Origin of the sequence: Pseudomonas sp. JQ170C, assembly GCF_035581345.1 — a bacterium.
Taxonomy (GTDB): Bacteria; Pseudomonadota; Gammaproteobacteria; order Pseudomonadales; family Pseudomonadaceae; genus Aquipseudomonas.
This window is the reverse complement of record NZ_CP141608.1, coordinates 3,193,703-3,218,735: the sequence shown is the minus strand read 5'-3', so window position 1 is coordinate 3,218,735 and position 25,033 is coordinate 3,193,703. Positions and strand designations below refer to the sequence as shown.

Genomic DNA, 25,033 nt, shown 5'->3' with positions numbered 1-25,033 from the left:
CGCGCAGCGGTCGTACTACCTTGGAGGCGACTGCTGTGTGATTCGGTAGGAGCGGGCTTGCCCCGCGATCGCGATCTGTCAGTCACATCGCATCGCGGGGCAAGCCCGCTCCTACGGGTTATGCCACCGGGCTTTGGCAGAATTCTAGAAAACGCGCCAGGCCGCGGGTCGGCTGCTTGTCCTTGTGGATCACCCGGTACAGGGTGCGCTTGAGCGGGCCGCTGGGGCAGGGCAGGGTGCACAACTGGCCCAGGGCAAGTTCGCCGCCCACCATTACCCGTGAAACACAGGCAATGCCGGCTCCGGCGATCACGCAGCGCTTGATGGCTTCACCATTGGACACCTCCAGCAACTGCTGCGGGCTGCCCAGCCACGGGCCGATCAGGTGCTCGAGCATGTTGCGTGTCCCTGACCCTTGCTCGCGGGTGATCCAGCGCGCGCTGGCCAACGCCTGGGCATCGGGGCGGGGCAGGCGGGTCAGTGGATGGCCGGGCGCGGCAATCAGCACCAGATCGTCTTCGCGCCAGGGACGCACGTCAATATCCGGGTGTTGTACCGGGCCTTCGACGAAGCCGACATCAATGGTGAAGTTGCACAGCGACTCGACGATGCGCTCGGTGTTCTCGACCTTGAGTTCCAGGCGACTCTGCGGCTCGGCAGCCAGGAAGCTGGCCAGCAGTTCCGGCAGCAGGTAGGCGCCAATGGTCGTGCTGGCGCCGATGCGCAGGTGGCAGGTCAGCTGTTGCTGGAACAGCGTTTCGGCCTCCTGGGCACCTTCGAGCGTCGACTTGGCGTGGGGGTAGAAACGTCGACCGTGTTCGTTGAGGACCAGGCGCTTGCCATGGCGATCGAACAGCCGGGTGCCGAGCTGATGCTCGAGGTCCTGAAGCGACATGCTCGCGGCTGCCTGGCTCAGGCTCAGGTCCTTGCTGGCTCGCGTGACGCTGCCAAGATCGGCGACGGCAACAAAGGTAGCCAGTTGTTTGAGGGTAATTCGGCACTGCATATCAGCTTTCCTGATATGACCAATAAGAATATATAGCTTCATATAGGTTATAAGAGATTGCAAGCTGGCCTCACCACAAACGAGGTGTCGTTATGCTTGTTCTCAGTCGTACTCAGCTTCCCTTCGGCCTGCTTACCGGCATCACCGGCAGCCTGGCCCTGGCAGCACTGGCCATGTGGCTGTCCGTCTCGCCAGTATTGCACGGCAGCGGTATCGGCATCCTGACCCTGGCAATGCTGCTGGGACTGACCGTCGGCAACCTGGTGCCTGGCAACGTTCACCGCCTGGCCGCCGCCGGTGTTCAGCTGTGCAAGCAACCGGTACTGCGCGTGGGCGTGGCGCTGTATGGCTTTCGCCTGACCGTGCAACAGGTGCAGGCCCTGGGCGTCCAGGCGTTCATCACCGATGCGTTGCTGATTCTCTCGACCATCAGCCTGGCCATCTGGCTGGGCACTCGCGTGCTGGGCATGGAGCGTGGCACTGCCGTACTGATCGGCGCCGGCCACGCCATTTGCGGCGCTGCGGCGATTCTGGCGAGCGCCGGCGTGGTCAAGGCGCGCAACGACCAGGTGGCCATTGCGATTGCCTGCGTGGTGCTGTTCGGCACCCTGGGCATGTTGCTCTACCCCTGGCTGTTCAGCGTGATGCCGACCCTGTTCGGCGATAGCCATGGCTTCGGCATTTTTACCGGCGCAACCCTGCATGAGGTGGCTCAGGTGGTTGCCGCAGCCCAGGCCATGGACCCGCAAGCCGCCGAGGCCGCCGTGGTGACCAAGTTGATCCGGGTGCTGCTGCTGGCGCCGTTTCTGCTGGGCCTGGGCCTCTGGCTGAGCCGCAAGGCCGGCAGCGGGCACGGTGCTGCCGCGGTAAAGGTGCCGCTGTTTGTACTGGGGTTTATCGCCTGCATGCTGATCAACTCGTGCCTGGAACTGGATCAGCGCCTGCATCAAGCGTTGATCAGCTTCGACGATCTGCTGCTGGCCACGGCCATGGCGGCACTGGGCTTCAGTACGCGCCTGGTCGACCTGCGCAAGGCAGGGCTCAAACCGCTGGTGCTGGCCGCCGCCTTGACGCTGCAGTTGATGGTGGTGGGCGGTGTGCTGACGGTTCTTTAGGACACGGAGCGGGGCGCCTGCAATGATTCTGCATGCGCCACGCGCTCACTGATTTCGCTTCAGGAGTTGGTCGGTCACGTCTTGCTGATCCCGCCCCTGATTGATCAGCCAGCGTTGAAAAGTCCGGCACTGGCTACGGTGAAAACTGTTCTGATTCCAGGTCAGGTAATACGCCGCCGGCATGGGCAGCGCACGCAGGCACGGAATGACCAGGCGGCCGCTATCCAGGTCCCTGCGGATCATCGAATACTGCGCCAGGACGATGCCTTGCTCCTCGATCGCCGCCTGTATGGCCATGGAGGAGAGGGAATAGATCCGGTAGTTGCGGATGGTCACCTCGCCGACACCTGCATCGGCAAACCACTGCTCCCAGGACGGCGGTGAGTCGAACTTCGGTCGCCAGTCGATGGTGATCAGCGGGTGGGCCAGCAACTCGCGGGGCTCCACCGTGCCCGCCAGTAGCGCCGGGCTGCAGGCGGGCACCACGCAATCGCGAAACAGCTCGATGGTGTGCTGGTCATCGTGCATGCCTTCTCCGTAACTGAGACGAAAATCCACGCCGTTGGCCTGCGCCTCCGAAGGTTCGGTGTGGGTGCCGTCGAGGTAGACGCTCAGTTGTGGATGCTCCAGCTGCCAGTCGGCCACCCGGGGCGCCAGCCACTTGGACAGCAGTGAGGGCAGGGCGCTGATGTAGAGGTTGTTCGCATTCTTGGAGCGTTCCAGCTCCGCATAGGCCGCGCGCAGGCGCTCGAAGGCCTGGCTGCACCCTTCATGAAAGCGCTGGCCGGCCGCGTTCAGGCGCAGGCGCTGGCCTTCCTTGGCGGTCAGGCTAAGGCCCACGGCCTCTTCCAGAAGCTTCATTTGCTGGCTGACTGCGCCGGCGGAAATGCCCAGGCGCTTTGCTGCCTGGGTGATACCGCCGCACAAACCCACGGCTTCAAAAACTTCCAGTGCGCGTAACGGGGGCAGGTGGCTCATGAGTGCTCTCGAAGGGAGGGAAGGTGTGCCTTTGTAGTTTAGAAATCCTTAACTAATCAACAGAAAAGCACATCTATTCTTTTGTTCGCCTCGCGCTTAGGCTTTTTCTCAAGAAGCCGACGCTTCGCATAACAACAAGAGGAGCTACACGCCATGTTCTTGAGAAACGCCTGGTACGCCGCCGCCTGGGATACCGAAGTGAAGCAGGCCCTGCATGCGACCACCCTCCTTGGCGAGTCCATCGTGCTGTATCGCAAGACCGATGGCGCCGTGGTTGCCCTGGAGGATGCGTGCCCGCACCGCAAATTGCCGCTGTCGATGGGGCGCCTGCTGGGTGACGTGGTCGAGTGCGGCTACCACGGGCTGACGTTCGACGGCGCCGGCGCCTGCGTGAAGGCCGCGTGCGTGTCGCGCATTCCCCTGGCGGCGAAGGTCCGCAGCTACCCGGTAGAGGAGCGCTACGGCCTGGTCTGGCTGTGGATGGGCGATGCGGCGCTGGCCGACCCTGCCAAGCTGCTTGAGATTGCCGAGTGGGATGACCCGAACTGGGGCGTGAACCGTGGCGACTCGATGACCATCGACTGTAACTACCTGTACATGACCGACAACCTGCTCGACCCCTCCCACGTCGCCTGGGTGCACCAGAGCTCCTTCGGTACCTCGGCCTGCGAATCCCAGCCGTTGCAGACCGTGGAGCAGGGCGATGGCGTGGTGGTGTCACGGTGGCTGTACGACATCGAGGTTGCGCCTTTCTATCAGCAGCACCTGAAGTTCGAGGGGCGTTGCGATCGCCTGCAGTACTACGAGGTACGGTTCCCGGCGCACGCCATCATCAAGGGGGTCCATACCCCGGCCGGCCATGGTGGCGACGATGCCCCGGTGCACGAACAAGCGTTCCTGATGGACTCCTACAACTTCATGACACCGGTCGACGAAAACCGCACCCGTTACTACTGGTTCCAGTTGCGCAACTTCGATGCCGACAGCGAGAGCGTCTCGCGCCAGTTCGCCGTCGATGTGCGCAAGGCCTTCGAGGAGGACCGGGTGATCCTCGCCGCCGTGCACGCCGGCATGAAAAACCGCCAGAGCGCCAACATCGACCTGGCCATCGACTCCGGCCCGCTGCGTTTTCGCCGGGCCATGGAGCGCCTGATACGCGAAGAACAGGCAGGCGCCGGCAACCTGATCGCAACCCGCGAGGTCCAGGCTCATGCTTGACACCATTCCCGCCGTGAAGGGCTTCGCGCGCTTCCAGGTGACCAGGAAGGTGCGAGAAAGCGCGTCGATCACCTCGTTCGTGCTCGAACCTGCCGCAGACGATGGCCGTGTGGCGTTTCGCCCGGGCCAGTTCATCGTGGTTCGCATACCCCAGGCCGAGGGCCCGCAGGTGCTGCGTGCCTATAGCCTGTCGAGCGACCCGGGCGACCCCTCGCAACTGCGTATCTCGGTGAAGCACGAGTTGCCGCCGGCGCATTTGCCCGACCTGCCGGCCGGTGTGGGCTCGAGCTTCTTGCATCAATCGGTGGAGGTGGGCGAGCAGCTGGAAATCGCCGGCCCGTCGGGCACCTTCGTGCTGGACGAAAGCAGCGAACGGCCGGTGCTGCTGTTCAGCGGCGGGGTGGGCCTGACCCCCATGGTGAGCATGCTGCATCGGCTGGCCTGTACCACGCGGCCGGTGTACTTCATCCATGCCTGCGAGAACGGCGCCGTGCATGCCCTGCGTGAAGAGGTGCTGGCGTTGGCCGCCCGGCGCGCCGGGATCGTGGTGCACTTCTGCTACCGGACGCCGACCGATGACGACGTGCGCCGTGCTGACCACCACAGCAGCGGGCTGGTCAGTCGGGAAACGCTGCAGGCGATGCTGCCCCTCGACGACTACGACGCCTACCTGTGCGGGCCCCGTCCGTTCATGCAGGCGAACTGGCGGCTGCTGCGCGGCCTGGGGATCGACAGCGCACGCATTCGCTACGAGTTCTTCGGCCCGGCGACGATCCTCGATGAAGACGAAGCCCCGGCTGCGCCCCCTGTGGCGGCCCCGGTGCCTGCGGTCGGCGGTGACCTTAGCGTGCGCTTCGAGCCCTCGGGGTTGTCCGTGGCCTGGGATAGCGCCTATCCCTCGCTGCTCGACTGTGCCGAGCAGGCCGGGCTCGCGCCGCCCTTCAGTTGTCGCGCCGGGCTGTGCAACAGCTGCCTGACGCCACTGCTCAGCGGCAGCGTCGAGTACAGCGAGGCGCCGCTGATCACCCCCGAACCTGGCCAGGTGTTGTTGTGTTGTGCGCGGCCGACCTCCCCGGTGGTGTTGGCGCTGAACAATTGAGAGTGGCCCGCACCGCGCGGCCAGAAAATGAACCCGCCAGAGACCTGACGCCTATCGACTGATGCCCGAACCCTGACTCGCCTTGCTTCGCGTGCCCCTTACCGTGCTTCGCATCGGAGAATTAAAAGATGAACAACAATAAAACTCGATTCGCCGCCTGCTCGCTGATGTTGTTGATGACCAGTGTCTCGCTGATCACCCACGCCAAGGAGTGGGACAGCATCCAGATCGCCACCGAGGGCGTCTACGAACCCTGGAACCGCACCTTGCCCGATGGCTCTTTCGATGGCTTCGAGCCGGAGATGGCCAAGGTCTTGTGCGAGCGCATGAACGCCCGCTGCACCATCGTTGCCCAGGATTGGGACGGCCTGATCCCGGGGCTCAAGGCCGGCAAGTTCGATGTGGTGATGGATGCCCTGGCGATCAGCCCGGAGCGGCGCAAGGTGATCGACTTCTCCCGCCCCTACACCAAGGCCCCGGCCACGTTCATTGCGCTGCAGTCCAGCGCCATCGACCTGGGCAGCGGTACGTTGCAACTGCAGGGTAACCCCGAGCGCGATACACCGGCGGTGGAGGCGCTGCGCGAGCGCCTCAAGGGCAAGCTGATCGGCATCGTCACCGGCACCGTGTACAGCAAGTTCATCCGCGACCAGTTCGGCCAGGTGGCGACCATCCGTGAATACAAGACCCCGCCCGAGCCGCTGATGGACCTGAAGAACGGCCGTGTCGACGTGGTGTTCGAGGACCTCGGCTTTCTCTCCGGGGAACTGCAACGCGGCAGCGACAGCGGGCTGGTGCTGGTCGGCCCGGCCATCAATGGGCCGATCTGGGGCGAAGGGGAGGCCTTTGGCATTCGTCCGGGGGAAGCGGCGCTCAAGGCCAAGCTGGACGCGGCGATCGACTCGCTGATTGCAGACGGGACGATCAGCCAGCTCAGCCGCAAATGGTTCAAGCACGACTTCACACCCCCCAGCCAATAACCCCGGGTCGCCCGGCGTCCCAGCGGCGCCGGGCACCGACAGGCCGCTCGCGCAGCCGCGCGGGCCGGCGCCTCTTTGACACGGTTATAGGTGGACTACGGTGATCGACTTGATTGGATTCGGCGCAAAAGGCTGGGGCAGCGTGCTGCTCATGGCCGCGCTCATGACGGTACTGGTGACGTTGGCGGCGTTGCTGGTGGGGGCGGTGCTCGGCGCACTCGTCGCGGCCGCCAAGCTGCACCCCAGCGGGCTGCTGCGGGCGCTGGGCGATGGCTACACCACGGTATTCCGGGGCATTCCGGAGCTGTTGGTGATCTACCTGTTTTTCTATGGCGGCTCGGCCTTGGTGAGCAGCGTGGGCGGGCTGTTCGGTGCCGAGGGTTTTATCAGCATGCCGGCGTTCCTGGTGGGCGCACTGGCGGTCGGGGTGGTGTCCGGGGCCTATCAGGCCGAGGTGTATCGCGGGGCGTTCCAGGCGGTTTCGCGCAGCGAACTGGAGGCGGCCAAGGCCATCGGCATGCCGCTGATGCTGCGCTTTCGCCGGGTCGTTGCGCCCCAGATCCTGCGTTTTGCCTTGCCGGGCATCGGTGGCGTCTGGCAGATCACCCTGAAGGATTCGGCGCTGATCTCGGTCACCGGGCTGGTGGAGCTGATGCGCGCCAGCCGCGTGGCGGCGGCCTCCACCGGGCAATTCGTGTTGTTCTTCATGACCGGCTGCGCGCTCTACCTGGTGTTGACGGGGATTTCCAACCTGGTGTTCTCCCGCGCTGAACTGCGCGTGGGCAGAACCTTTCGCAGCTGAAGGGAGCCAACCATGTCTGTAGATATCGCTTTTGTCGGTGACACCCTGCTGCAACTGCTGCGGGCGCTGCCGACCACGCTGCTGCTGTTCGCCGCCTCGGTCGCCATCGGTACGCTGCTGGCATTGCTGCTGGTGTGGATGCGGGTGTGCGAGGTCGCGGTGCTGCGTCACCTGGCGCGCAGCTACATCTTCCTGTTTCGCGGCTCGCCGCTGCTGATCCAGATGTTCTTGCTCTATTACGGGCTGAGCCAGTTTCCAGAGGTACGCCAGAGCCCGTTCTGGCCGGTGCTGCGTGATCCGCTCAGTTGTGCGGTGATTGCCCTGGCGCTGTGTACGGCGGGCTACATGGCGGAGATCTTCCGTGGCGGCTTGCTGGCCGTGCCGCCCCAGCAAATCGAAGCGGCGCGGGCCGCGGGCATGTCGGGCGGGTTGCTGGCGCGTCGGATCATCATTCCCATCGCCCTGCGCAGCTGCCTGCCGGCCTATTCGACGGAGATCATCCTGATGATGAAGGCGACCTCGCTGGCGAGCCTGGTCACGGTCTACGAAGTGTCCGGCGTGGCGCAGCGGATCATCGCTGAAACCTACCGCACGCTTGAGGTGTTCCTGTGTGCCGCGTTGATCTACCTGGTGCTGAATTTCCTGATTGTCCGCACGCTGGCGTGGGTCGAACAGCGGTTGTCACCCCGGCAGCCCGTCACCGCGAGTCCAACAACAAAAAAGTACGCACTCAGCGTACGTAGGGGGTAAGTGGCATGACTACAGATCCAGTGTTGCAGGTAAAACACATCCGCAAATCCTTCGGCAACCTGGAGGTGCTCAAGGGCATCTCGCTGGATGCCCACGAGGGCGACGTGGTGTCGATACTCGGTGCCAGCGGCTCGGGCAAGAGCACCTTCCTGCGCTGCATCAACCTGCTCGAAGTTCCCGATGCCGGCGAGATCCATGTCGCCGGCGAGCAGGTGGCGTTCAAGCGTGGCCGCCATCAGCTGATGGTGCCCGCCAACCGGCGCCAGGTCGATCGCATGCGCCCGGAGTTGGGCATGGTGTTCCAGAGCTTCGGCCTGTGGTCGCACATGACGGTGCTGCAGAATGTCATCGAAGGCCCGGTGCATGTACAGAAGCGTCCGCGCGCCGAGTGCATCGACGAAGCCGAGGCACTGCTGGAGAAAGTGGGCATGGCCGACAAGCGCGACCACTACCCGGCGTTCCTCTCCGGGGGCCAGCAACAGCGGGTGGCCATTGCCCGCACCCTGGCGATGCGCCCGCGGGTCATCCTGTTCGATGAACCGACCTCGGCACTCGACCCGGAGCTGGTTGGCGAGGTGCTCAAGGTGATGCGTTCGCTCGCCGAGGAGGGCCGGACCATGCTGGTGGTCACCCATGAAATGGGCTTTGCCCGCAACGTTTCCAACCGCGTGGTGTTCATGAATCAGGGGCTGATCGAAGCCCAGGGCACCCCGCAGGAGATGTTCAACGAACAACACTGCGAGCGCTTCAGCCGGTTCATTCTCAGCCACGCCTGATACCCCGAAAAACCACACGTATTTTTTCGCCTGTTTCATGACGGGACAGGCGTTCTACGCCCTGAAAAAAGCCACTGAGCAGAGAGAGCACAGCAATGCGCATTCAACCCCAAGATATCGCCAACGTTGTACTGGACGATGCCAAGCCCTCCATCGAGGCATTCATTGCCGTCGCCCGTTATGGCGCAAAGGTGAGTTTCTCCGATGCATACCGTGCCCGCGTTGCACGTTCGCGTCGGCTGATCGAACGCTTCCTCGACGAAAACCGCCTGGTGTATGGCGTGACCACAGGCTTTGGCGACAACGTCCGGCATGTGATCTCGCCTGAGGACGCGCAAACCCTGCAAGTGAACATCGTGCGTTCCCACGCCGTGTCGGTGGGCGAGCCACTGAACCGCGAGCAGGTGCGCGCCGTGCAGTTGATGATTCTGGTCAGCCTGGGCAAGGGCTTCTCTGGCGTACGCATGGCGCTGCTTGAACAGATCGCCGGGCTGCTCAACAACGACGTGGTGCCGTTTGCCCCCAGCGAAGGTTCGGTGGGTTACCTCGGCCCCGAAGGGCACCTGGCGCTGGTGCTGATCGGCGAAGGCAAGGCCAGCGTCGCCGGTGGCGAGTGGGTGGACGGTGCGAGTGCATTGCGTCAGGTGGGCATGCAACCGATCGCGCTGCAGTGCAAGGAAGGCCTGGCGATGCTCAACGGCACCACCTCGGTCACCGCCATCGCCACCCTGGCGCAGTACAACGCCAACCAGGCCGCCCAGGTGGCGGACGTGGCGGCGGCCATTTCCCTGCAGGCACTCAAGGGCACCATTCGCGCCTTCGACCCGCGCTACCACTCCGTCAAGGCTCACGCCGCACAGGCGCAGACCGCTCGCTACATCAAGCAGTTGCTGGGCGACAGCCAGATGATCGAGGAGCACATCGACTACCGCCTGCAAGACACCTACAGCCTGCGCGCCATCCCCCAAGTGCACGGTGCCTCCAAGCAGTTCATCGCCTACGCCCAGGCCTGCATCGACAACGAGATCGGCTCCTCGGGCGACAACCCGGTGATCTACCCGCTCAGCGACGATGACGGTATTGCCATCTCCGGGGCGAACTTCGATGGTTCCTACATCGGCATGGCGGCCGACACGCTCTGCAACGCGATGACCAACCTGGCGAAGATCTCCGAGCGGCGTACCGACCGCATGGTCAATTCGCATTTCAGCGAAATGCCCGCCTTCCTGGTACGCAATCCCGGGCTCAACAATGGCTACATGATCATCCAGTACACCGCCGCCGGGCTGCTGGGGGAGATGAAGGTGCTGTCGCACCCGTCCACCATCGACAGTGTCTCCACCTGCGGCAACCAGGAAGACCCGGTGAGTTTTGCCTTCAACGCGGCGATCAAGGCGTACCAGGTGTCGCGCAAGCTGGAGTCGGTGCTGGCCATCGAAATCCTGGTCGGCTGCCAGGCCCTGGATTTCCATGAGGTGGGCAAGGCCTCCAGCGCCACCCGTGCGCTGTATGACCTGGTGCGCAGCCGCGTGCCGGTGGCCGATGAAGACCGCGCGTTCTACCCCGATATCGTCGCGGTAACCGAGCAACTGCGCGGGGGCGAAGTGCTCGCCGTGGTAGACCGCGTGCTGGCCAACCAGTGATTGCGCACCGGCCCGGTGGACGCACCGGGCCGGCTGCTCGGAGCGACCCTCAAAACACCTCGAACAAACCGGCCGCACCCATGCCACCGCCGACGCACATGGTCACCACCACGTACTTCACGCCACGGCGTTTACCTTCCAGCAAGGCATGCCCGACCATGCGCGCACCGCTCATGCCGTACGGGTGACCGATTGAAATCGCGCCGCCGTTGACATTGAGCCGGTCGTTGTCGATGCCCAGTGTGTCCCGGCAGTAAAGCACCTGGCAGGCAAAGGCTTCGTTGAGCTCCCAGAGGCCGATATCGTCGACCTTCAAGCCATGCTGCTTCAGCAGCTTTGGTACGGCCAGTACTGGGCCAATGCCCATTTCTTCCGGCGCCAGGCCCGCCACCGCGATGCCCCGGTACAGGCCCAGCGGTTGCAGATTGCGCTGTTCGGCCAGGCGCGCGTCCATCAATACGCAGGCGCTGGCGCCATCCGATAGCTGGCTGGCATTGCCTGCGGTGATGCAGCCACCTTCGATCACCGGTTTGAGTTTGCTCAGGTCTTCAAGCTGGGTCTGTGGGCGGTTGCCTTCGTCGAGACTCAGGCTGACCTGTTCATGGCTGACCGCGCCACTGGCCTTGTCGACCACCTGCCGGGTCACGCTGACCGGGACGATTTCATGGCTGAACACACCTGCCTGCTGGGCAGCAGCGGTGCGCTGTTGCGATTGCAGGCTGTAGAGGTCCTGGGCTTCGCGGCTGATGCCGTAGCGTTTGGCGACCAGTTCCGCTGTGTGCAGCATTGGCATGTAGGCCTGCGGCACATTGCGCAGGACGCTGTCGTCGTGCTGGCTGCCGACCCATTCCATGTGGCGGTTCTGTACCAGGCTGATGTGTTCCTGGCCCGCGCCCAGGGTCACGTGCATGCCGTCGACCATGATTTGCTTGGCGGCGGTGGCGATGGCCATCAGCCCTGACGCGCATTGGCGGTCGAGGGTCTGGCCGCTGACGCTCAGCGGCAGGCCGGAGGCCAGGGCGCTCATGCGGCCCAGGTTCCAGCCGGCGGTGCCTGCCGGCATGCCGGTGCCCATCACCAGGTCGTCGATTTCACTGGCTTCGATGCCGGCGCGTTCGACTGCGGCGCGTATCGCGAAGCTGGCCAGGGTCGGTGCGGTGGTGATGTTGAAGGCGCCGCGAAAGGCTTTGCCGATGGGTGTACGGGCGGTGGAAAGGATGACGGCTTCTTTCATGGTGGTGCTCCTGGTTGCTGGAAGATTTGGCCCTGTTTGGGAAAGGTTCTTCTGGGAATTTCGGGGGTGATGATTTTTGGTTGGGTTGGGTTGGGTTGGGTTGGTGTTGTGGGCTTATCCATTTGATGTGGTGAGGCCGCCGGCCCCTTCCGAGCCCAATCTGTAGGAGCGGGCTTGCCCCGCGATGGATCTTGAATCTTGCCGAAAGACCCATGCCTGCCGGTGATCCCGCTTTGCTGTTGCGCCTGGATGTGCATGACTCAGGGCCTCGTCGCGGGGCAAGCCCGCTCCCACCGAGCCCGAAATGTGGGAGCGGGCTTGCCCCGCGATGGATCTTGAATCTTGCCGAAAGACCCATGCCTGCCGGTGATCCCGCTTCGCGGTTGCGCCTGGATATGCATGACTCAGGGCCTCATCGCGGGGCAAGCCCGCTCCCACCGAGCTCGAAATGTAGGAGCGGGCTTGCCCCGCGATGGATCTTGAATCGTGCCGAAAGACCCATGCCTGCCGGTGATCCCGCTTCGCTGTTGCGCCTGGATGTGCATGACTCAGGGCACTCATCGCGGGGCAAGCCCGCTCCCACCGAGCTCGAAATGTAGGAGCGGGCTTGCCCCGCGATGGATCTTGAATCTTGCCGAAAGACCCATGCCAGCCAGTAATCCCGCTTCGCTGTTGCGCCTGGATGTGCATGGCTCAGGACACTCATCGCGGGGCAAGCCCGCTCCCACCGAGCCCGCTCCTACAGATCGAGCCCGCTTCTGTACTCAGGGGGCCGGTTTTTGCTGGCTCTTGAGAAAGTCCTGCACCAGGTTCGAGCGGTCGAACGACTTGGCCGTCTGCACCGGCGGGTACTGGGCCAGGGATTTGAGGTGCGCCGCGATCAGTTCGCTCATCGGCGCGGAGATCCACGACGATTTCTGGATCATGTGGCCGTAGGAATCGTTGCTGTCATAGCTCTCGAACGGGTCGCTGCGCAGGTTGAACATCAGCGGCGCGAACAGCGGCTTGATCGGGGCGTAGTAGTCTTCCTTGGTCGAGAAGTGCAGCTTCCAGGGGCCCATGCGTACGGCGGTCAGTTTGCTCTCTATGTAGTAGAGCAGGCTGGTCCGCGCGCTTTGCGGGGCCTTGCCGGTCCAGTAGTCGAGGTTGTTGATGCCGTCGATGTACTGCTTTTTTTCCACTTTCATGCGCTCGACCACATCCGGCACGCCCGCCGCCGCGGCCAGGGTGGTGAACATGTCCTGGTGCGCCTGGATGCCGTTCTTGATCTGGCCAGGCTTGACGGTGCCGGGCCAGCGCAACAGGGACGGCACGCGCACGCCACCTTCGTAGGTGGTCATCTTCTCGCCGCGAAACGGTGTCGTCGCACCGTGCGGCCAGGAGGAGTGCTCCGGACCATTGTCGGTGGAGTACCAGACGATGGTGTTTTCATCCAGGCCGTTCGCCTTGAGGAAATCGAGCACCTGACCGATGTCGTGGTCGTGCTGCATCATGCCGCTGCCCTGGGTGTCGTCCTCGTGGGTGTACTGGGCGGCGGCGTGTTGCCATTTTTCGTTGAGATGGGTGTACAGGTGCATGCGGCTGGTGTTGAGCCAGACGAAGAACGGCTTGTCGGCGCTTTTTGCCCTGCGCATGAAGTCCAGCGCATGGGGGATCACCTCCGCGCCGTCGAAATCTTCCATCCGCTGGGTGGTCAGCGGGCCGCTGTCCTTGATGGTCTGCTTGCCGACCACGCCGAAACGTGGGTCGACCGTTGGATCGTCCCTTTCGCTGGCAAAGCTGTGCAGCACACCCCGGGTGGCGAATTTCTCGGCGTAGGCCTTGGGGCCGCCGGGGTACTGTTTGGCGAAGTTCTGGTAATCGGTGTACTCACTCTGCTCCTCGGTGTTGAGGTGGTACAGGTTGCCGAAGAATTCATCGAAGCCGTGCACCGTCGGCAGGTTGGGGTTGTTGTCGCCCAGGTGGTTCTTGCCAAACTGGCCGGTGCGGTAACCGGCCTGTTTCAACACCTCGGCCAGGCTCGGCGAGGCGGCCTGCAAGCCGAGCTTGTCGCCCGGCAGGCCCACGGTGGTCAGCCCGGAGCGAATCGGGTACTGCCCGGTAATGAACGCCGCGCGGCCGGCCGTGCAGGACGGTTGCCCGTAGTGATCGGTAAAGCGGATGCCTTGCATGCCGATCTGGTCGATGTTGGGCGTGGTGTAGCCCATGGTGCCCATGCCATAGGCACTCACGTTCTGCCAGCCGATGTCGTCGCCCCAGATCACCAGGATATTGGGTTTGGCCGGCTGGGCCTGTGCCAGCGGTGCGGCCAGCGCGGCGACGGCCATGCCAGCCAGGGCCAGTCGCTTGATGCACTCGATCATGAACGGTCTCCTCATCTTGAATGTGAATGCCGGGCCAGGGGCGTCAGGCGCGTAAACGCTCGACCAACTGAGCCCGCAACGCGGGTTTGCTCGCATAGGGGTCGGGTGGGTTGCGTTGCTCGACAATCGCGTCGAAACGCTCGCGCACAGACGACATGGCGTGGGGGTGCGAATAGATGTAGAAGCGGCGCTGACTGATCGCCGCGAAGGTCAGCTCGGCGATCTGCTCGCTGCTGACCTTGGCCGCGCCGGTGGCCTCCTGGTTCTGCGCCTGGGCCACTGCCTGGGAACGTGTCGGTGCGTCGCTGTTGGCCAACTCACTGGGACGGTTGCGGGCGCTTAGGCTGATGCCGGTCGGCACGAAGAACGGGCACAACACCGAACAATGCACCTGCGCGGTCACCAGGGTGAGGTCGTGGTAGAGCGTCTCGCTGAGCGACACCACCGCCTGTTTGGTGAGGTTGTAGGCGCCCAGGGTCGGTGCGTTGAGCAACCCGGCCATGGAGGCGGTGTTGATGATATGCCCTTCGTAGTCCGGGTCCTGCGCAGCGGCGGCCAGCATCAGCGGGGTGAAGATGCGTACGCCATGGATTACGCTGCGCACGTTCACACCCAGCAGCCAGTCCCAGTCCTTTTCGCTGTTCTCCCACACCAGGCCGCCGGCGAGTACCCCGGCATTGTTGAACAGCAGGTGTACGGCACCGAACTGCGCCAGTGCCGCGTCGGCCAGGGCCTGCACCTGGGCGGACTGCGAAACGTCGGTGCGCAGGCCTGTCACCGAAGCACCGCGGGCTCGCAGCTCGGCGACAACGGCATCAAGCGCCTCGGCCTGGATGTCGGCCAGCACCAGTTTCATGCCCAGCGCGGCAGCCTTTTCGGCAAAGGCCTTGCCCAGGCCGGAGGCGGCGCCGGTGATCACGGCCACGCGGCCGTTGAAGTCGTTCATGGTGCTACCTCAAGGTGTTCCAGCGCACGGCGCAGTTGCGCGGGCAGCGGCACCGGGCGGCGGGTCTCGCGGTCGACGTAGACATGCACGAAGTGGCCCTGGGCCGAGGCCTGGTTGTTGTCGTTGGCGAACAGCCCGACCTCGTAGCGCACGCTTGAGGTGCCCAGTGACGCCACGCGCAGGCCGGCGCGCACCAGGTCGGGGAAGGCGATGGAGGAGAAGTAGCTGCAATGGGTGTCGACCACCAGGCCGACCGTGGGGCACTGCTCGAAGTCGAGCAACTGCTGCTCCAGCAGCCAGCCGTTGACCACGGTGTCGAACCAGCTGTAGTAGATGACGTTGTTGACGTGACCGTAGACGTCGTTGTCCATCCAGCGGGTGGTGATGTCGCGCAGGTAGCGGTAGTCGTCACGTGCATGCGGTACGGGCTTGCCCATGCTTCAGGCCTCCTGCTTGAAACGGCGCACGCGGATATCCGCCTGCTCCTTGTGGCCGGACATATGCTCGTAGCCGCACAGCCGGGAGCAGTACTCGCCAATCATCACGCTGGCCTGATCGGTCAGTACGCGCTGGTAGGTGTGGGTCTTGATGAACTTGCCGACCCACAGCCCGCCGGTGTAGCGCCCAGCGCCCATGGTCGGCAGCGTGTGGTTGGTGCCGATGACCTTGTCGCCATAGCTGACATTGGTGCGGTGGCCCAGGAACAGGGCGCCGTAGCGGGTCATGCGATCGTGGTACCAGGCAGGGTCGGTGGTCATGACCTGCACGTGTTCGGAACACAGGCGCTCGGCGACTTCCAGGGCTTCTTCGTCGCTGTCGCACAGGTAGATCTCGCCGAAGTCGTTCCAGGCCACGCTGGCCACCGGCGCGGTGTCCAGGCGCGACAGCACCCGGTCGATCGCGGCCGGCAGTTCTTCGGCGATCTTCTTGCTGGTGGTCACGCAATAGGCCGGGGAGGTGGGGCCGTGTTCGGCCTGGCCGAGCAAGTCGACGGCGACCAGTTCGGCATCCACGCTGTCATCGCAGATCACCAGGGTTTCGGTCGGGCCGGCGAACAGGTCGATTCCCACGCGGCCGAACAGCTGGCGCTTGGCCTCGGCGACATAGGCATTGCCCGGGCCGACGATCATGTCGACCCCGGCGATGCTCTGGGTGCCGATGGCCATGGCAGCCACGGCCTGAACGCCGCCCAGGCAGTAGATCTCGTCCGCGCCGGCCAGGTGCATGGCGGCAACGATTTCGGGGCACGGCCGGCCCTCGAACGGCGGTGCGCTGGCGATCACGCGCTTGACGCCGGCAACCTTGGCGGTGAGCACGCTCATGTGGGCGCTGGCAATCAGCGGGTACTTGCCGCCGGGGATATAGCAACCTACCGAGTTGACCGGAATGTTGCGATGGCCCAGCACCACGCCCGGCAGCGTTTCGACCTCGACATCGTGCATCGACTCTTTCTGGATCTGGGCGAAGCGGCGAATCTGGGCCTGGGCGAACTTGATGTCGTCGAGCGTCTGCGGGGACAGGCTGGCGATGCACGCGTCGATCTGTTCCTGGCTCAGGCGCATGTCTTGCGGCGCCCAGTTGTCGAATTTCTCGGAGTACTCGCGCACCGCGGCGTCACCGCGTTGCTCGATGTCGGCGAGGATGCCTTCCACGGTGGCGCGCACCTGGGCTTGATTGCTGGCCTTGGCCTGGGCCGATTGACCTTTCTTGAGTTGTTGGATCACGGGATCTGTCCTTTGGGTTTCAGGGAAGAGTGCTTCAGGCGGATTGGAGAACCGCTGCCGGCCGGCGGGACGCCAGCACAATGATCAGACTGGCCAGCAGGTACAGGCCCACCACCAACAGCAGGCTGTAGGTCGTGCCGCCGCTGGCGGTATTGATGGCGCTGGTCAGCGAGGGAATGATTGCCCCGCCCAGGTTGCCGATGCTGCTGACCAGGGCGATGCCCACCGCCACCGAAGCGCGGGGCAGGTATTCGGAAAGCAGGGCGAAGAACACCGGCGGCACAGCGGCAATACCCGACATGGCCAGGCACAGGCCGACCAGCGAGATACCGAGCTGGCCCTGGCCCAGGGCGATCACCGACAGACCGCAGGCGGCCAGCAGGGCGCCGGCGGTGAAGTGCCAGCGGCGTTCGCGGTAGCGGTCCGAACTGCGCCCGAGCAGGATCACCCCGACCATGGCGCACAGCTGCGGCAGGGTGGCGTACAGGCCGAGGTCCATGAGATCGGTGACGCCCCAGCTTTTGATCAGGGTCGGAATCCAGAAGGCCATGGCATAGGTGCCCGCCACCATCAACACATAGACCAGCGCCAACGCCCAGACCTTGGCATCGCCCAGCAGGTCGCGCAGGGAGGCATGGCCGGCCTTGGTCGAGGACTGGCGTTCGGCGTCCAGCTGCTGGCGCAGCCGGGCCTTTTCTGCGTCGCTCAGCCAGCTCGCCTGCTCGGGACGGTCGACCAGCACGCGCCAGGCCAGCAGCCCCAGCAGCGGTGCGGGCAGGCCCTGGACCAGGAACAGCCACTGCCAGCCATGCCAGCCATAAAGCCCATCGAGAAAGGTCATGATGGCGCCGGACAGCGGCCCGGCGATCAGGCTGGCAAAGATCGCCCCGAGCAGGAATATGCCGATCATCCCCGCGCGCCGGGCCGGTGGGTACCAGAAGGTCAGGTAAAGCAGCGCGCCGGGGGTGAAGCCGGCCTCGAAGGCGCCGAGCAGAAAACGCAGCACGTAGAACTGTGTGGGCGTCTGCACGAACATCATGGCCATGGCGACGATGCCCCAGCAGACCATGATGCGCAGCAGTGTCTTGCGCACGCCGATTCTCTCCAGCATCAGGTTGCTGGGCACCTCGAACAGCAGGTAGCCAATGAAGAACACCCCCGCACCCAGGGCATAGACCGCATCGCTGAAGGCCAGGGTTTCCTTCATCTGCAATTGGGCGTAGCCGATGTTGATCCGGTCGAGAAACGCCACGACATAGGCCACCAGCAACATCGGCATGATGCGCCAGGTGATTTTTCGATACATCGCACGATCGTTGCAGGACGCTGTGGCGTTCATGGCTGTCTCCTTGTTGTTGTCGTTGTGAGATTGCAGGGGTTGCCCGGTCAGGCCGTGGAGCGAATGATCAGTCGCCCCGGCACCTCGTGCAGCGCCGGGGCAAGGCCGGTGGCGGGGCGCCCTTCGCTGAGCAGGCCGATGGCGCAGGCGATCATCTGGCTCAGGGGCTGGTGCACGGTGGTCAGGCCGTTTTCCGGCCAGGCCGCCGCGCGGATGTCGTCGAAACCGACCACCGCGACGTCCTCGGGCACGCGCAAGGACGTGTTCATGCGCAGGTAGCCGAGTACGCCCAGGGCCATGACGTCGTTGGCGCAGAACACCGCATCGATGCCGGCTTTGCCGGCGCCGAACAGCTGGGCCGCCGCCTCGCGTCCGCCTTCATAGGTGTATCCACCTTCGACGCAGGCGACCAAGCGTTGACCCTGCGCGGCCAGCCCGCGCTCGAAGCCGCGCAGGCGGTCTGCCGTGGTGGAGATGCTCGAATCGCCGGACACGAAGGCGCAGGCCTGGCGCCGCTGTCCCAGCAGATAGTCGGCCACTTCGGCCGCCATGCGCTCGTTGTCGCAGCACACCGACCAGACCGTCTCGTCCTGCACCCGGCGGTTGATGAACACCACGGCGACACCCTGGCGGGCGCACAGCCGGGCCATGTGTGAAGACAGCTTGGCCGCCGTCACGGCAATGGCGTCGACCTGGTACTGCAGCAGTTGCGGCATCAGGTCGTCGGCATCGCTGCCGGGCGGCACCACGAAGAGCAGCAGTTGCCGCCCTGTCTGGCGCAATTGTCGGGAGAATTCTTCAAGCAGCGCGGGGTAGAAGGGGTTGGCCATGTCGCCGACCACCACCGCGACGATGCCGGTCTTGCGCAGGTTCAAGGAGCGGGCGATGGCATTGGGCCGGTAGCCCAGCTCGTCGGCCATGGCCAGGATGCGTGCGCGCAGGCCGGCCGAGATGCGCGACTGCGCATCGAAGGCACGGGTGACCGTGGAGGTGGCGACCCCGATGCGCTGTGCCAGGTCCCTGGCGGTGACACGCACCACAGGCGCACAGCCTGGCTGGGCAGCGCAATCCTGGGCAGTGCTGGGGTGCTTCATGGGGTTCGCTCCGGCCGTTGTTCAAACCTGTGCAATCGTGTGCACTCATGAGCCAGATGCTATCGACGCAGCGCCCAGGCAACTCCCCCCGAAGAGAGGGGGGAGGGTGGGCAGCCGTGCGCATAGCCTGTTCAACAGGGCGAGCAAGGCTTGCCAGCACATCATCAGTGGACAGGTTCCACATAAAAGGAGTCGATATGCGCAATTCCCTGGCGGTTCTTGTCACGGCCATCACCCTGGCTGGCGGCCCGGCCTGGGCGCAGGACGGTGAAAGCACCCATGTCAAGGCCGCGAGCCCGAGCACCGCAGCCCTCAACCACGCCGTGCTCGATCAACTGCCGTTCCAGGATCGCGCCGACTTCGAGGCCGCCCGCCGCGGGCTGGTGGCCGCCTTCGAAGGCGAGATCAAAAATGCCGCGGGCAAGCCGGTGTGGAACACCCACCAGTACGACTTTCTCAACCAGCAGGACGCCCCGGACTCGGTCAATCCCAGCCTGTGGCGCATGGCGCAGCTGAATGCCAATGCCGGTCTGTTCCAGGTCACCGAGAAGATCTACCAGGTTCGCGGCATTGACCTGGCGAACATGACCGTCATCGAAGGTGACGACGGCCTGATCATCATCGACCCGCTGTACATGACCGAGACGGCGAAGGCCGGCCTTGAGCTGTATTACCAGCACCGCCCGCGCAAGCCGGTGGTGGCGGTGATCTATAGCCATAGCCATGTGGACCACTTCGGTGGGGTACGCGGTGTGGTCGACGAGGCCGAGGTCAAGGCGGGGAAGGTGCGCATCTACGCCCCGGAAGGCTTCATGGAGCACGCGATCCAGGAAAACGTGCTGGCAGGCACGGCCATGTTCCGCCGCGGCGCGTACCAGAGCGGCGGGGCCGTGCCCAGGAACGAGCACGGACAAGTGGATACCGGCATCGGCAAGGCCGCCGGGGTGGGCGGTACCATCAGCCTGATTGCACCGACCGATCTGATTGTGCAACCGCTGCAAAAACAGGTGATTGCCGGCGTGCAGTTCGAGTTCCAGCTCACCCCGGGCACCGAGGCACCGGCGGAAATGAACGTGTACCTGCCGCAGATGCAGGCGCTGTGCATGTCTGAAAACGCGGTGATGTCGATGCACAACGTGCTGACCCCGCGTGGCGCGCAAGTGCGCGATGCCAAGGCCTGGGGGCAGTTCCTCGACGACAGTCTGGTTCGCTATGGCGACAAGGCCCAGGTGATGTTCGCCCAGCACAACTGGCCGACCTGGGGCAGTGAAGGCATCCGCACCCTGCTGGCCGACCAGCGCGACATGTACGCCTTCATCAACAACCGCACCTTGCACCTGCTGAACCAGGGCATGACCCCGCTGGAAATCGCCGACGCGATGAAGAAGCTGCCCGGCCAGCTTGACCAGAAATGGTACGCCCGGGGCTACTACGGCACCCTGAGCTTCAACAGCCGGGCGGTGTATCAACGCTACCTGGGGTTCTATGACGCCAACCCGGCCAACCTCGATCCGCTGCCCCCGGTCGAGGCCGGCAAGCACTATGTGCAAGCGATGGGCGGGGCCGACAAGGTGCTGGCGCAGATGCAGGCGGCGATGGACAGAGGCGATTACCGCTGGGCGGCGCAGCTGGGCAACCACCTGGTGTTCGCCGAGCCCGGCAACCCGCGCGCCCGCCAGGCCCAGGCCGATGCGCTGGAGCAGCTGGGTTACCGCAGCGAGTCGGCGATCTGGCGCAACATGTACCTGACCGGTGCCCAGGAGTTGCGTCAGGTCCAGCCACAGCAGGCGCCCCAGGCCACCTCCGACCTGATCCGGGCGGCGACCCCGGCAATGTTCATGGATGTGCTGGCCGTGCGCATGGACTCGGACAAGGCCCAGGGCCACGACATGACCGTGAACTGGAACTTCAGTGACCTCGACCAGCACTTTGCCCTGACCCTGCGCAACGGTGTATTGACCTACCGCGAGCGCGCCAGTCATGCCCAGGCCGATGCCACGGTGACCATGAGCAAGGATGTGATGGACCGCATCAGCCTGCGCCAGCTGGATTTCCCGACGGCGTTCAAGCAGGGGGATATCAAGCTCGAAGGGGATGCACAACGCTTCAAGGCGATGCTCGGCATGCTGGCCAGCTTCCAGCCGACCTTCAATATTGTGACGCCCTGAGCCATGGCCCGTACCGATGAGCTGCGCGGCCCCGACAACGTGCTGGTGGAACTGCCGGCCAGGCCGCGCAAGCAACCGAAGCAGGCACGCTCGGTGGCCCTGGTCGATGCCTTGAAAACCGCCGGGCGGGAGATCCTCGAGCGGGAAGGGCGCGAGGCGCTGTCGATCTATCGACTTTCCGACTATTCGGGCGTGGCGATCAGTTCCATCTACGAGTATTTCCCCACCATCGAATCGCTGATCGGCGCCATTTTCGACGACTACCGCGCCGATGGGCGCCTGCAGATGATCGCCAGCATCCATGCGCTGCCGGCGTCGGCAACCCTGTATGACGGCATCGAAATGGTCTTGCGCACCGGGCTTGCAGCCTTGCACCGCTGGTTGCAGATCGACTCGCAATTGAGCATCAAGGCTGCCTACTACGGCGAACTGGTGCGCCTGGAGATCGTCAAGCCGGAGCGCTTCTGGATTTCGATGGTGATTCCTGCACTGGTGCAACGCTTCTCCGACCAGGTGCTGGTGCGCGATCGCGACAAGGCGGGGTTTCTCGCCTACCAGGCCGTCACCGCGCTACCCCGTGCGCTACTGATCGAAAGACCGGACTACCTGCTGCAGGACGACACCGTGCGGATGCTGGCGCGCATGCTCCATGCACTGCTGACCACGGCGGATGCGGAATAGCGCCCTGGTGTGATCCGTCAAAAGCAAAAATAGCCAATAAAACCAATGGATTAGTGTTGAGTTTCAGGGGGCGGAATCCGGAAATGGTTTTGCCGCCAAGGGCCCTAAACTGGCGGTGCCAACAAGGCCGTTACCCATCGACGGCCAGGTGATCGCGCCACCCACACCGGCATCCGGCCCAGGCGCGATCGAGCACATTCCAGGAGACGGTCCAGTGAAAACAACAACACAAGCGCAGGTCGAGCTGCTGCTCACCGACCCAGTGGCCTTGGTCGGGCATAACCTGCAGAACTGGAAGCACATGCCCTTGGCGCAGATCGACGAACTGCAACTGGCTGGCTTGAAACGTCGGTTTGCGCAAATGCGCGACCGTATCGCGGTGCTCAAAAAGCTGGCAGACGCCGAAGGCATCGAGCACATCGAGACGCTGGATGACGTGGTGCCGCTGCTGTTCGAGCACACGATGTTCAAGTCCTATCCGCCATCGCTGCTGGAAAAGAACAACTTCGCCGCCATCAACAAATGGCTGGGCAAGCTGGTCACCCCGGAACTGGCGGAAAAGATCGCCGCCGTCGATGTCAGCGCCTGCAAGGGCCTGGACGACTGGTTCGAGACCATGGACAGCGCAATCCCTGAACTGTGCCTGTGCCACACCTCGGGCACCTCCGGGACGCTGTCGTTCCTGCCGTGCAGTGTCCGTGAGTTCGACAAGGCCTCCCAGGTGCGCAAGCTGTACGCCTGGAACATGACCGGCGCCGATACCCCGGACCCGGACCTGCACACCGCCTACCCGTACTACCGCAAAGGCTACCTGAGCCACCTGCGCGGTATCGGCTCGCTGGTTCGGGTGCTGCTGCCCGATCCCTCGCACTTTCATCCGGCCTATCCAACGACCCTCTCCAGCGACGTACTGCGCCTGGGCGCAAGGCTGCGCGCGGCGCACGCCAATGGCACGCTGGATCGCCTGGTGATCGCGCCTGAACTGCTGGCCAAGAAAAAGACCTTCGACCAGCAACAGGCCGAGATGCCCCAGCACCTGGCGGCCTTCTTCGATGACATCGCCACCCGCCTGAAGGGCAAGCGCGTGTACATCGGCGGTACCTGGAACCTGCTGCACAACATGGCCAAGGCCGGGCTGGAACGTGGCCTGGAAGGCGTGTTCGATGCCGATTCCTACATCGTCACCACCGGCGGCGCCAAGGGCGTGGTGCCGCCGGAGAACTGGCGCGAAGACGTCATGCGCTTCATTGGCGTTAAGACCCTGCACGAGTCCTATGCCATGTCGGAAGTGGTCAGTGGCTCGGCCATGCGCTGTGAAAACGGCAACTACCACTTCTCGCACACCGCGATCCCATTCCTGCTCGACCCCGACACCAGCAAGCCGCTGCCACGGCAGGGGCGCCAGACAGGCCGTGCCGCGTTCTTCGACCTGGGGGCCGAAATCCACTGGGGCGGCTTTATCAGCGGCGACGAAGTCACCATCGAGTGGGACCAGCCCTGCGGTTGCGGACGCCACAGCCGCTACGCGGTCGGGGCCATCCAGCGCTACAGCGAAAAGAACGGCGGGGACGACAAGATCACCTGCGCTGCATCCGAACAGTCCCATCGCGAAGCGATGGACTTCCTCAACACCCTGGAGGCCTGAGCCATGACCCACCCTATTGCGCCAATGATCATCCGTGGCCAGGTAATTACCGACAACCTGATTGAAGTGGGTGGCCGCGGTGGCGACCTGAGCTTCCTCACCCCGGACGCGACCCGGTACATCGACCAATTGCCGCTGGGCAACCCGGCCAGGCTCGCCGACCTGTACACCTTGAGCTTCGACGACATTCTCGACTACGCCGTCGCCCTCGGCGAGCGCCTGGCGCTGGACAAGAACCCCTACCTGCAGGAAGCCTGCGAGCTGTCGTACCTGACCGCGCCCACCACGCCGACCATCGTCAAGGGCTCGTACATGGGGCTGCAGCACCTGCTGTCCCGTGAGCTCATCACCGAGATGGCCGAAACCACCGTCGGCATCAAGTACCTGGAAGGCTGGGTGTCGCAACAGCTGCGCGATGGTACCGAGCTGGAAGTGCGTTGCTTTGGCGCCCGGACCCTGCACATCGTCGCCGGCAATGCGGTGTCGCTGTCGCTGTGGACGATCATCCGCAACATGGTCCTGCGCAGCGATGCGATCATCAAGGCGCCGTCCAACGACCCGTTCACCGCACTGGCCATTGCCCGCACCATGGTCGACATGGCCCCCGATCACCCGATCACCAAACACCTCTCGGTGGCCTACTGGAAGGGCGGTGACGAGGCGTTCGAGCAGCGCCTGTACCAGCCGCAGAACCTGGAGAAAATCGTCGCTTGGGGCGGTTTCGCCTCGATGAAGCACGTGACCCGTTACGTCCAGCCCGGCCTGGAGCTGATTTCCCTCGATCCCAAGCGCAGCGCCAGCATCATCGGCCAGGCCACCTTCGACAGCGAGGAAACCATGCGCGAAGCGGCGGTACGCCTGGCCGCCGATATCGGCGCGATCAACCAGAAGGGCTGTGTCTGTGCCCGGGTGGTGTACGTACAGAGCGGCACCGACGAGCAGGGCCTGGAAAAGCTCAACACCTTCGGCCGCTACGTCTATGACGCCATGATCGGCCTGCCCAATACCCTCAGCACCGCGCCCAAGCGTTACGACCAGGGCCTCAAGGCCCACGTCGATGCGCTGCGCCTGGATGACGACTGGTACAAGGTCATCGGCGGCAAGGACGGCGAGGGCGCCATCATCTGTTCGCAGTTGCCTGAGCCGGTGTCCTTCAGCGCCAGCCTGGATGACCGCACCGCCAACCTGGTGCCGGTCGATGACTTGAGCGAAATGATGGCGGCGGTGGATGCCTACACCCAGACCGTCGGCGTCTATCCGGAAAGCATCAAGGATCAGCTCAAGGATGTACTGCCGCTGTATGGCGCCCAGCGCATCGTCTCGCTGGGCTACGCCGCGGCCATGAAGTTTGCCGCCCCTCAGGACTCCATCGAGCCGATGCGGCGCATGGGCAAGTGGATCTCCAGCCAGATCGCCGCCCCGCATACCAGCGCCGCGCCCTGGCTGCGCCCCTCGATCTAACCCACAACCCC

At 64.2% G+C, this 25,033-nt stretch carries 21 protein-coding genes; 12 read left to right on the top strand and 9 right to left on the bottom strand.

The annotated features are described in order from the left end of the window. Positions 1–118: 118 nt before the first annotated feature. The gene (locus tag U9R80_RS14655) at positions 119–1,006 is read right to left on the bottom strand and encodes a LysR family transcriptional regulator (protein ID WP_324803045.1); all 888 of its coding nucleotides are present in this window, start codon (positions 1,004–1,006) and stop codon (positions 119–121) included. Between the two features lie 92 nt (positions 1,007–1,098). On the opposite strand from U9R80_RS14655, the gene U9R80_RS14650 reads away from it, so the two are divergent. Then, positions 1,099–2,121 (top strand): YeiH family protein, encoded by a 1,023-nt coding sequence (locus U9R80_RS14650; protein WP_301837552.1) that lies wholly within the window; start codon positions 1,099–1,101, stop codon positions 2,119–2,121. A 45-nt stretch (positions 2,122–2,166) separates the two neighbouring features. Here U9R80_RS14650 and U9R80_RS14645 read toward each other — a convergent pair whose 3' ends face one another. After that, positions 2,167–3,099, bottom strand: a complete 933-nt coding sequence (locus tag U9R80_RS14645; RefSeq protein WP_301837553.1) for a LysR substrate-binding domain-containing protein — start codon at positions 3,097–3,099, stop codon at positions 2,167–2,169. Positions 3,100–3,252: 153 nt separating this feature from the next. Here U9R80_RS14645 and U9R80_RS14640 point away from each other — a divergent pair, with 153 nt between their 5' ends. From U9R80_RS14640 to U9R80_RS14610, 7 genes are all read left to right on the top strand, one after another. Then, positions 3,253–4,317, top strand: coding sequence for an aromatic ring-hydroxylating dioxygenase subunit alpha (locus U9R80_RS14640; RefSeq protein WP_301837554.1), 1,065 nt, complete (start codon positions 3,253–3,255; stop codon positions 4,315–4,317). Beyond that, complete coding sequence (locus U9R80_RS14635) at positions 4,310–5,416, top strand: FAD-binding oxidoreductase (protein ID WP_301837555.1); 1,107 nt, start codon at positions 4,310–4,312, stop codon at positions 5,414–5,416. The genes U9R80_RS14640 and U9R80_RS14635 overlap by 8 nt, the downstream gene beginning before the upstream one ends. A 128-nt stretch (positions 5,417–5,544) precedes the next feature. Beyond that, entirely contained in the window at positions 5,545–6,396 is an 852-nt protein-coding gene (locus tag U9R80_RS14630) for a transporter substrate-binding domain-containing protein (RefSeq protein ID WP_301837556.1), read from the top strand. Between the two features lie 100 nt (positions 6,397–6,496). After that, positions 6,497–7,198 (top strand): ABC transporter permease, encoded by a 702-nt coding sequence (locus tag U9R80_RS14625; protein ID WP_301837557.1) that lies wholly within the window; start codon positions 6,497–6,499, stop codon positions 7,196–7,198. Between the two features lie 12 nt (positions 7,199–7,210). Further along, positions 7,211–7,948 carry an ABC transporter permease gene (locus U9R80_RS14620; protein WP_301837558.1) on the top strand — a complete coding sequence of 246 codons (738 nt, stop codon included), beginning with the start codon at positions 7,211–7,213 and terminating at the stop codon, positions 7,946–7,948. 5 nt (positions 7,949–7,953) lie between these two features. Continuing rightward, positions 7,954–8,724, top strand: coding sequence for an ABC transporter ATP-binding protein (locus tag U9R80_RS14615; RefSeq protein WP_301837559.1), 771 nt, complete (start codon positions 7,954–7,956; stop codon positions 8,722–8,724). 95 nt (positions 8,725–8,819) lie between these two features. Further along, positions 8,820–10,367, top strand: coding sequence for an HAL/PAL/TAL family ammonia-lyase (locus tag U9R80_RS14610; RefSeq protein WP_301837560.1), 1,548 nt, complete (start codon positions 8,820–8,822; stop codon positions 10,365–10,367). 49 nt (positions 10,368–10,416) lie between these two features. Here the strand turns inward: U9R80_RS14610 and U9R80_RS14605 are convergent, their stop codons facing one another. The 7 genes from U9R80_RS14605 to U9R80_RS14575 form a co-directional block, all read right to left on the bottom strand. Then, positions 10,417–11,601, bottom strand: a complete 1,185-nt coding sequence (locus tag U9R80_RS14605; protein WP_301837561.1) for an acetyl-CoA C-acyltransferase — start codon at positions 11,599–11,601, stop codon at positions 10,417–10,419. Between the two features lie 764 nt (positions 11,602–12,365). Next, complete coding sequence (locus U9R80_RS14600) at positions 12,366–13,964, bottom strand: arylsulfatase (protein ID WP_301837562.1); 1,599 nt, start codon at positions 13,962–13,964, stop codon at positions 12,366–12,368. Between the two features lie 43 nt (positions 13,965–14,007). Then, positions 14,008–14,910 carry an SDR family oxidoreductase gene (locus U9R80_RS14595; RefSeq protein WP_301837563.1) on the bottom strand — a complete coding sequence of 301 codons (903 nt, stop codon included), beginning with the start codon at positions 14,908–14,910 and terminating at the stop codon, positions 14,008–14,010. Next, on the bottom strand, positions 14,907–15,347 hold the full coding sequence (locus tag U9R80_RS14590; protein ID WP_301837564.1) for an acyl-CoA thioesterase: 441 nt from the start codon (positions 15,345–15,347) through the stop codon (positions 14,907–14,909). The genes U9R80_RS14595 and U9R80_RS14590 overlap by 4 nt, the downstream gene beginning before the upstream one ends. Positions 15,348–15,350: 3 nt before the next feature. Then, the gene (hisD, locus tag U9R80_RS14585; RefSeq protein WP_301837565.1) at positions 15,351–16,634 is read right to left on the bottom strand and encodes a histidinol dehydrogenase; all 1,284 of its coding nucleotides are present in this window, start codon (positions 16,632–16,634) and stop codon (positions 15,351–15,353) included. A gap of 34 nt (positions 16,635–16,668) precedes the next feature. Further along, a complete protein-coding gene (locus tag U9R80_RS14580; RefSeq protein WP_301837566.1) occupies positions 16,669–17,973 on the bottom strand; it encodes an MFS transporter in 1,305 nt (434 codons plus the stop codon). A 47-nt stretch (positions 17,974–18,020) separates the two neighbouring features. Beyond that, entirely contained in the window at positions 18,021–19,067 is a 1,047-nt protein-coding gene (locus U9R80_RS14575; protein ID WP_301837567.1) for a LacI family DNA-binding transcriptional regulator, read from the bottom strand. A 197-nt stretch (positions 19,068–19,264) separates the two neighbouring features. Here U9R80_RS14575 and U9R80_RS14570 point away from each other — a divergent pair, with 197 nt between their 5' ends. From U9R80_RS14570 to U9R80_RS14555, 4 genes are all read left to right on the top strand, one after another. After that, positions 19,265–21,235 (top strand): alkyl/aryl-sulfatase, encoded by a 1,971-nt coding sequence (locus tag U9R80_RS14570; protein ID WP_301837568.1) that lies wholly within the window; start codon positions 19,265–19,267, stop codon positions 21,233–21,235. A gap of 3 nt (positions 21,236–21,238) precedes the next feature. After that, on the top strand, positions 21,239–21,916 hold the full coding sequence (locus tag U9R80_RS14565) for a TetR/AcrR family transcriptional regulator (protein WP_301837569.1): 678 nt from the start codon (positions 21,239–21,241) through the stop codon (positions 21,914–21,916). A 301-nt stretch (positions 21,917–22,217) separates the two neighbouring features. Next, complete coding sequence (locus U9R80_RS14560) at positions 22,218–23,561, top strand: hypothetical protein (protein ID WP_442964976.1); 1,344 nt, start codon at positions 22,218–22,220, stop codon at positions 23,559–23,561. Positions 23,562–23,564: 3 nt separating this feature from the next. Continuing rightward, positions 23,565–25,022, top strand: a complete 1,458-nt coding sequence (locus tag U9R80_RS14555; RefSeq protein WP_301837571.1) for an acyl-CoA reductase — start codon at positions 23,565–23,567, stop codon at positions 25,020–25,022. The last annotated feature ends 11 nt before the right edge of the window (positions 25,023–25,033 follow it).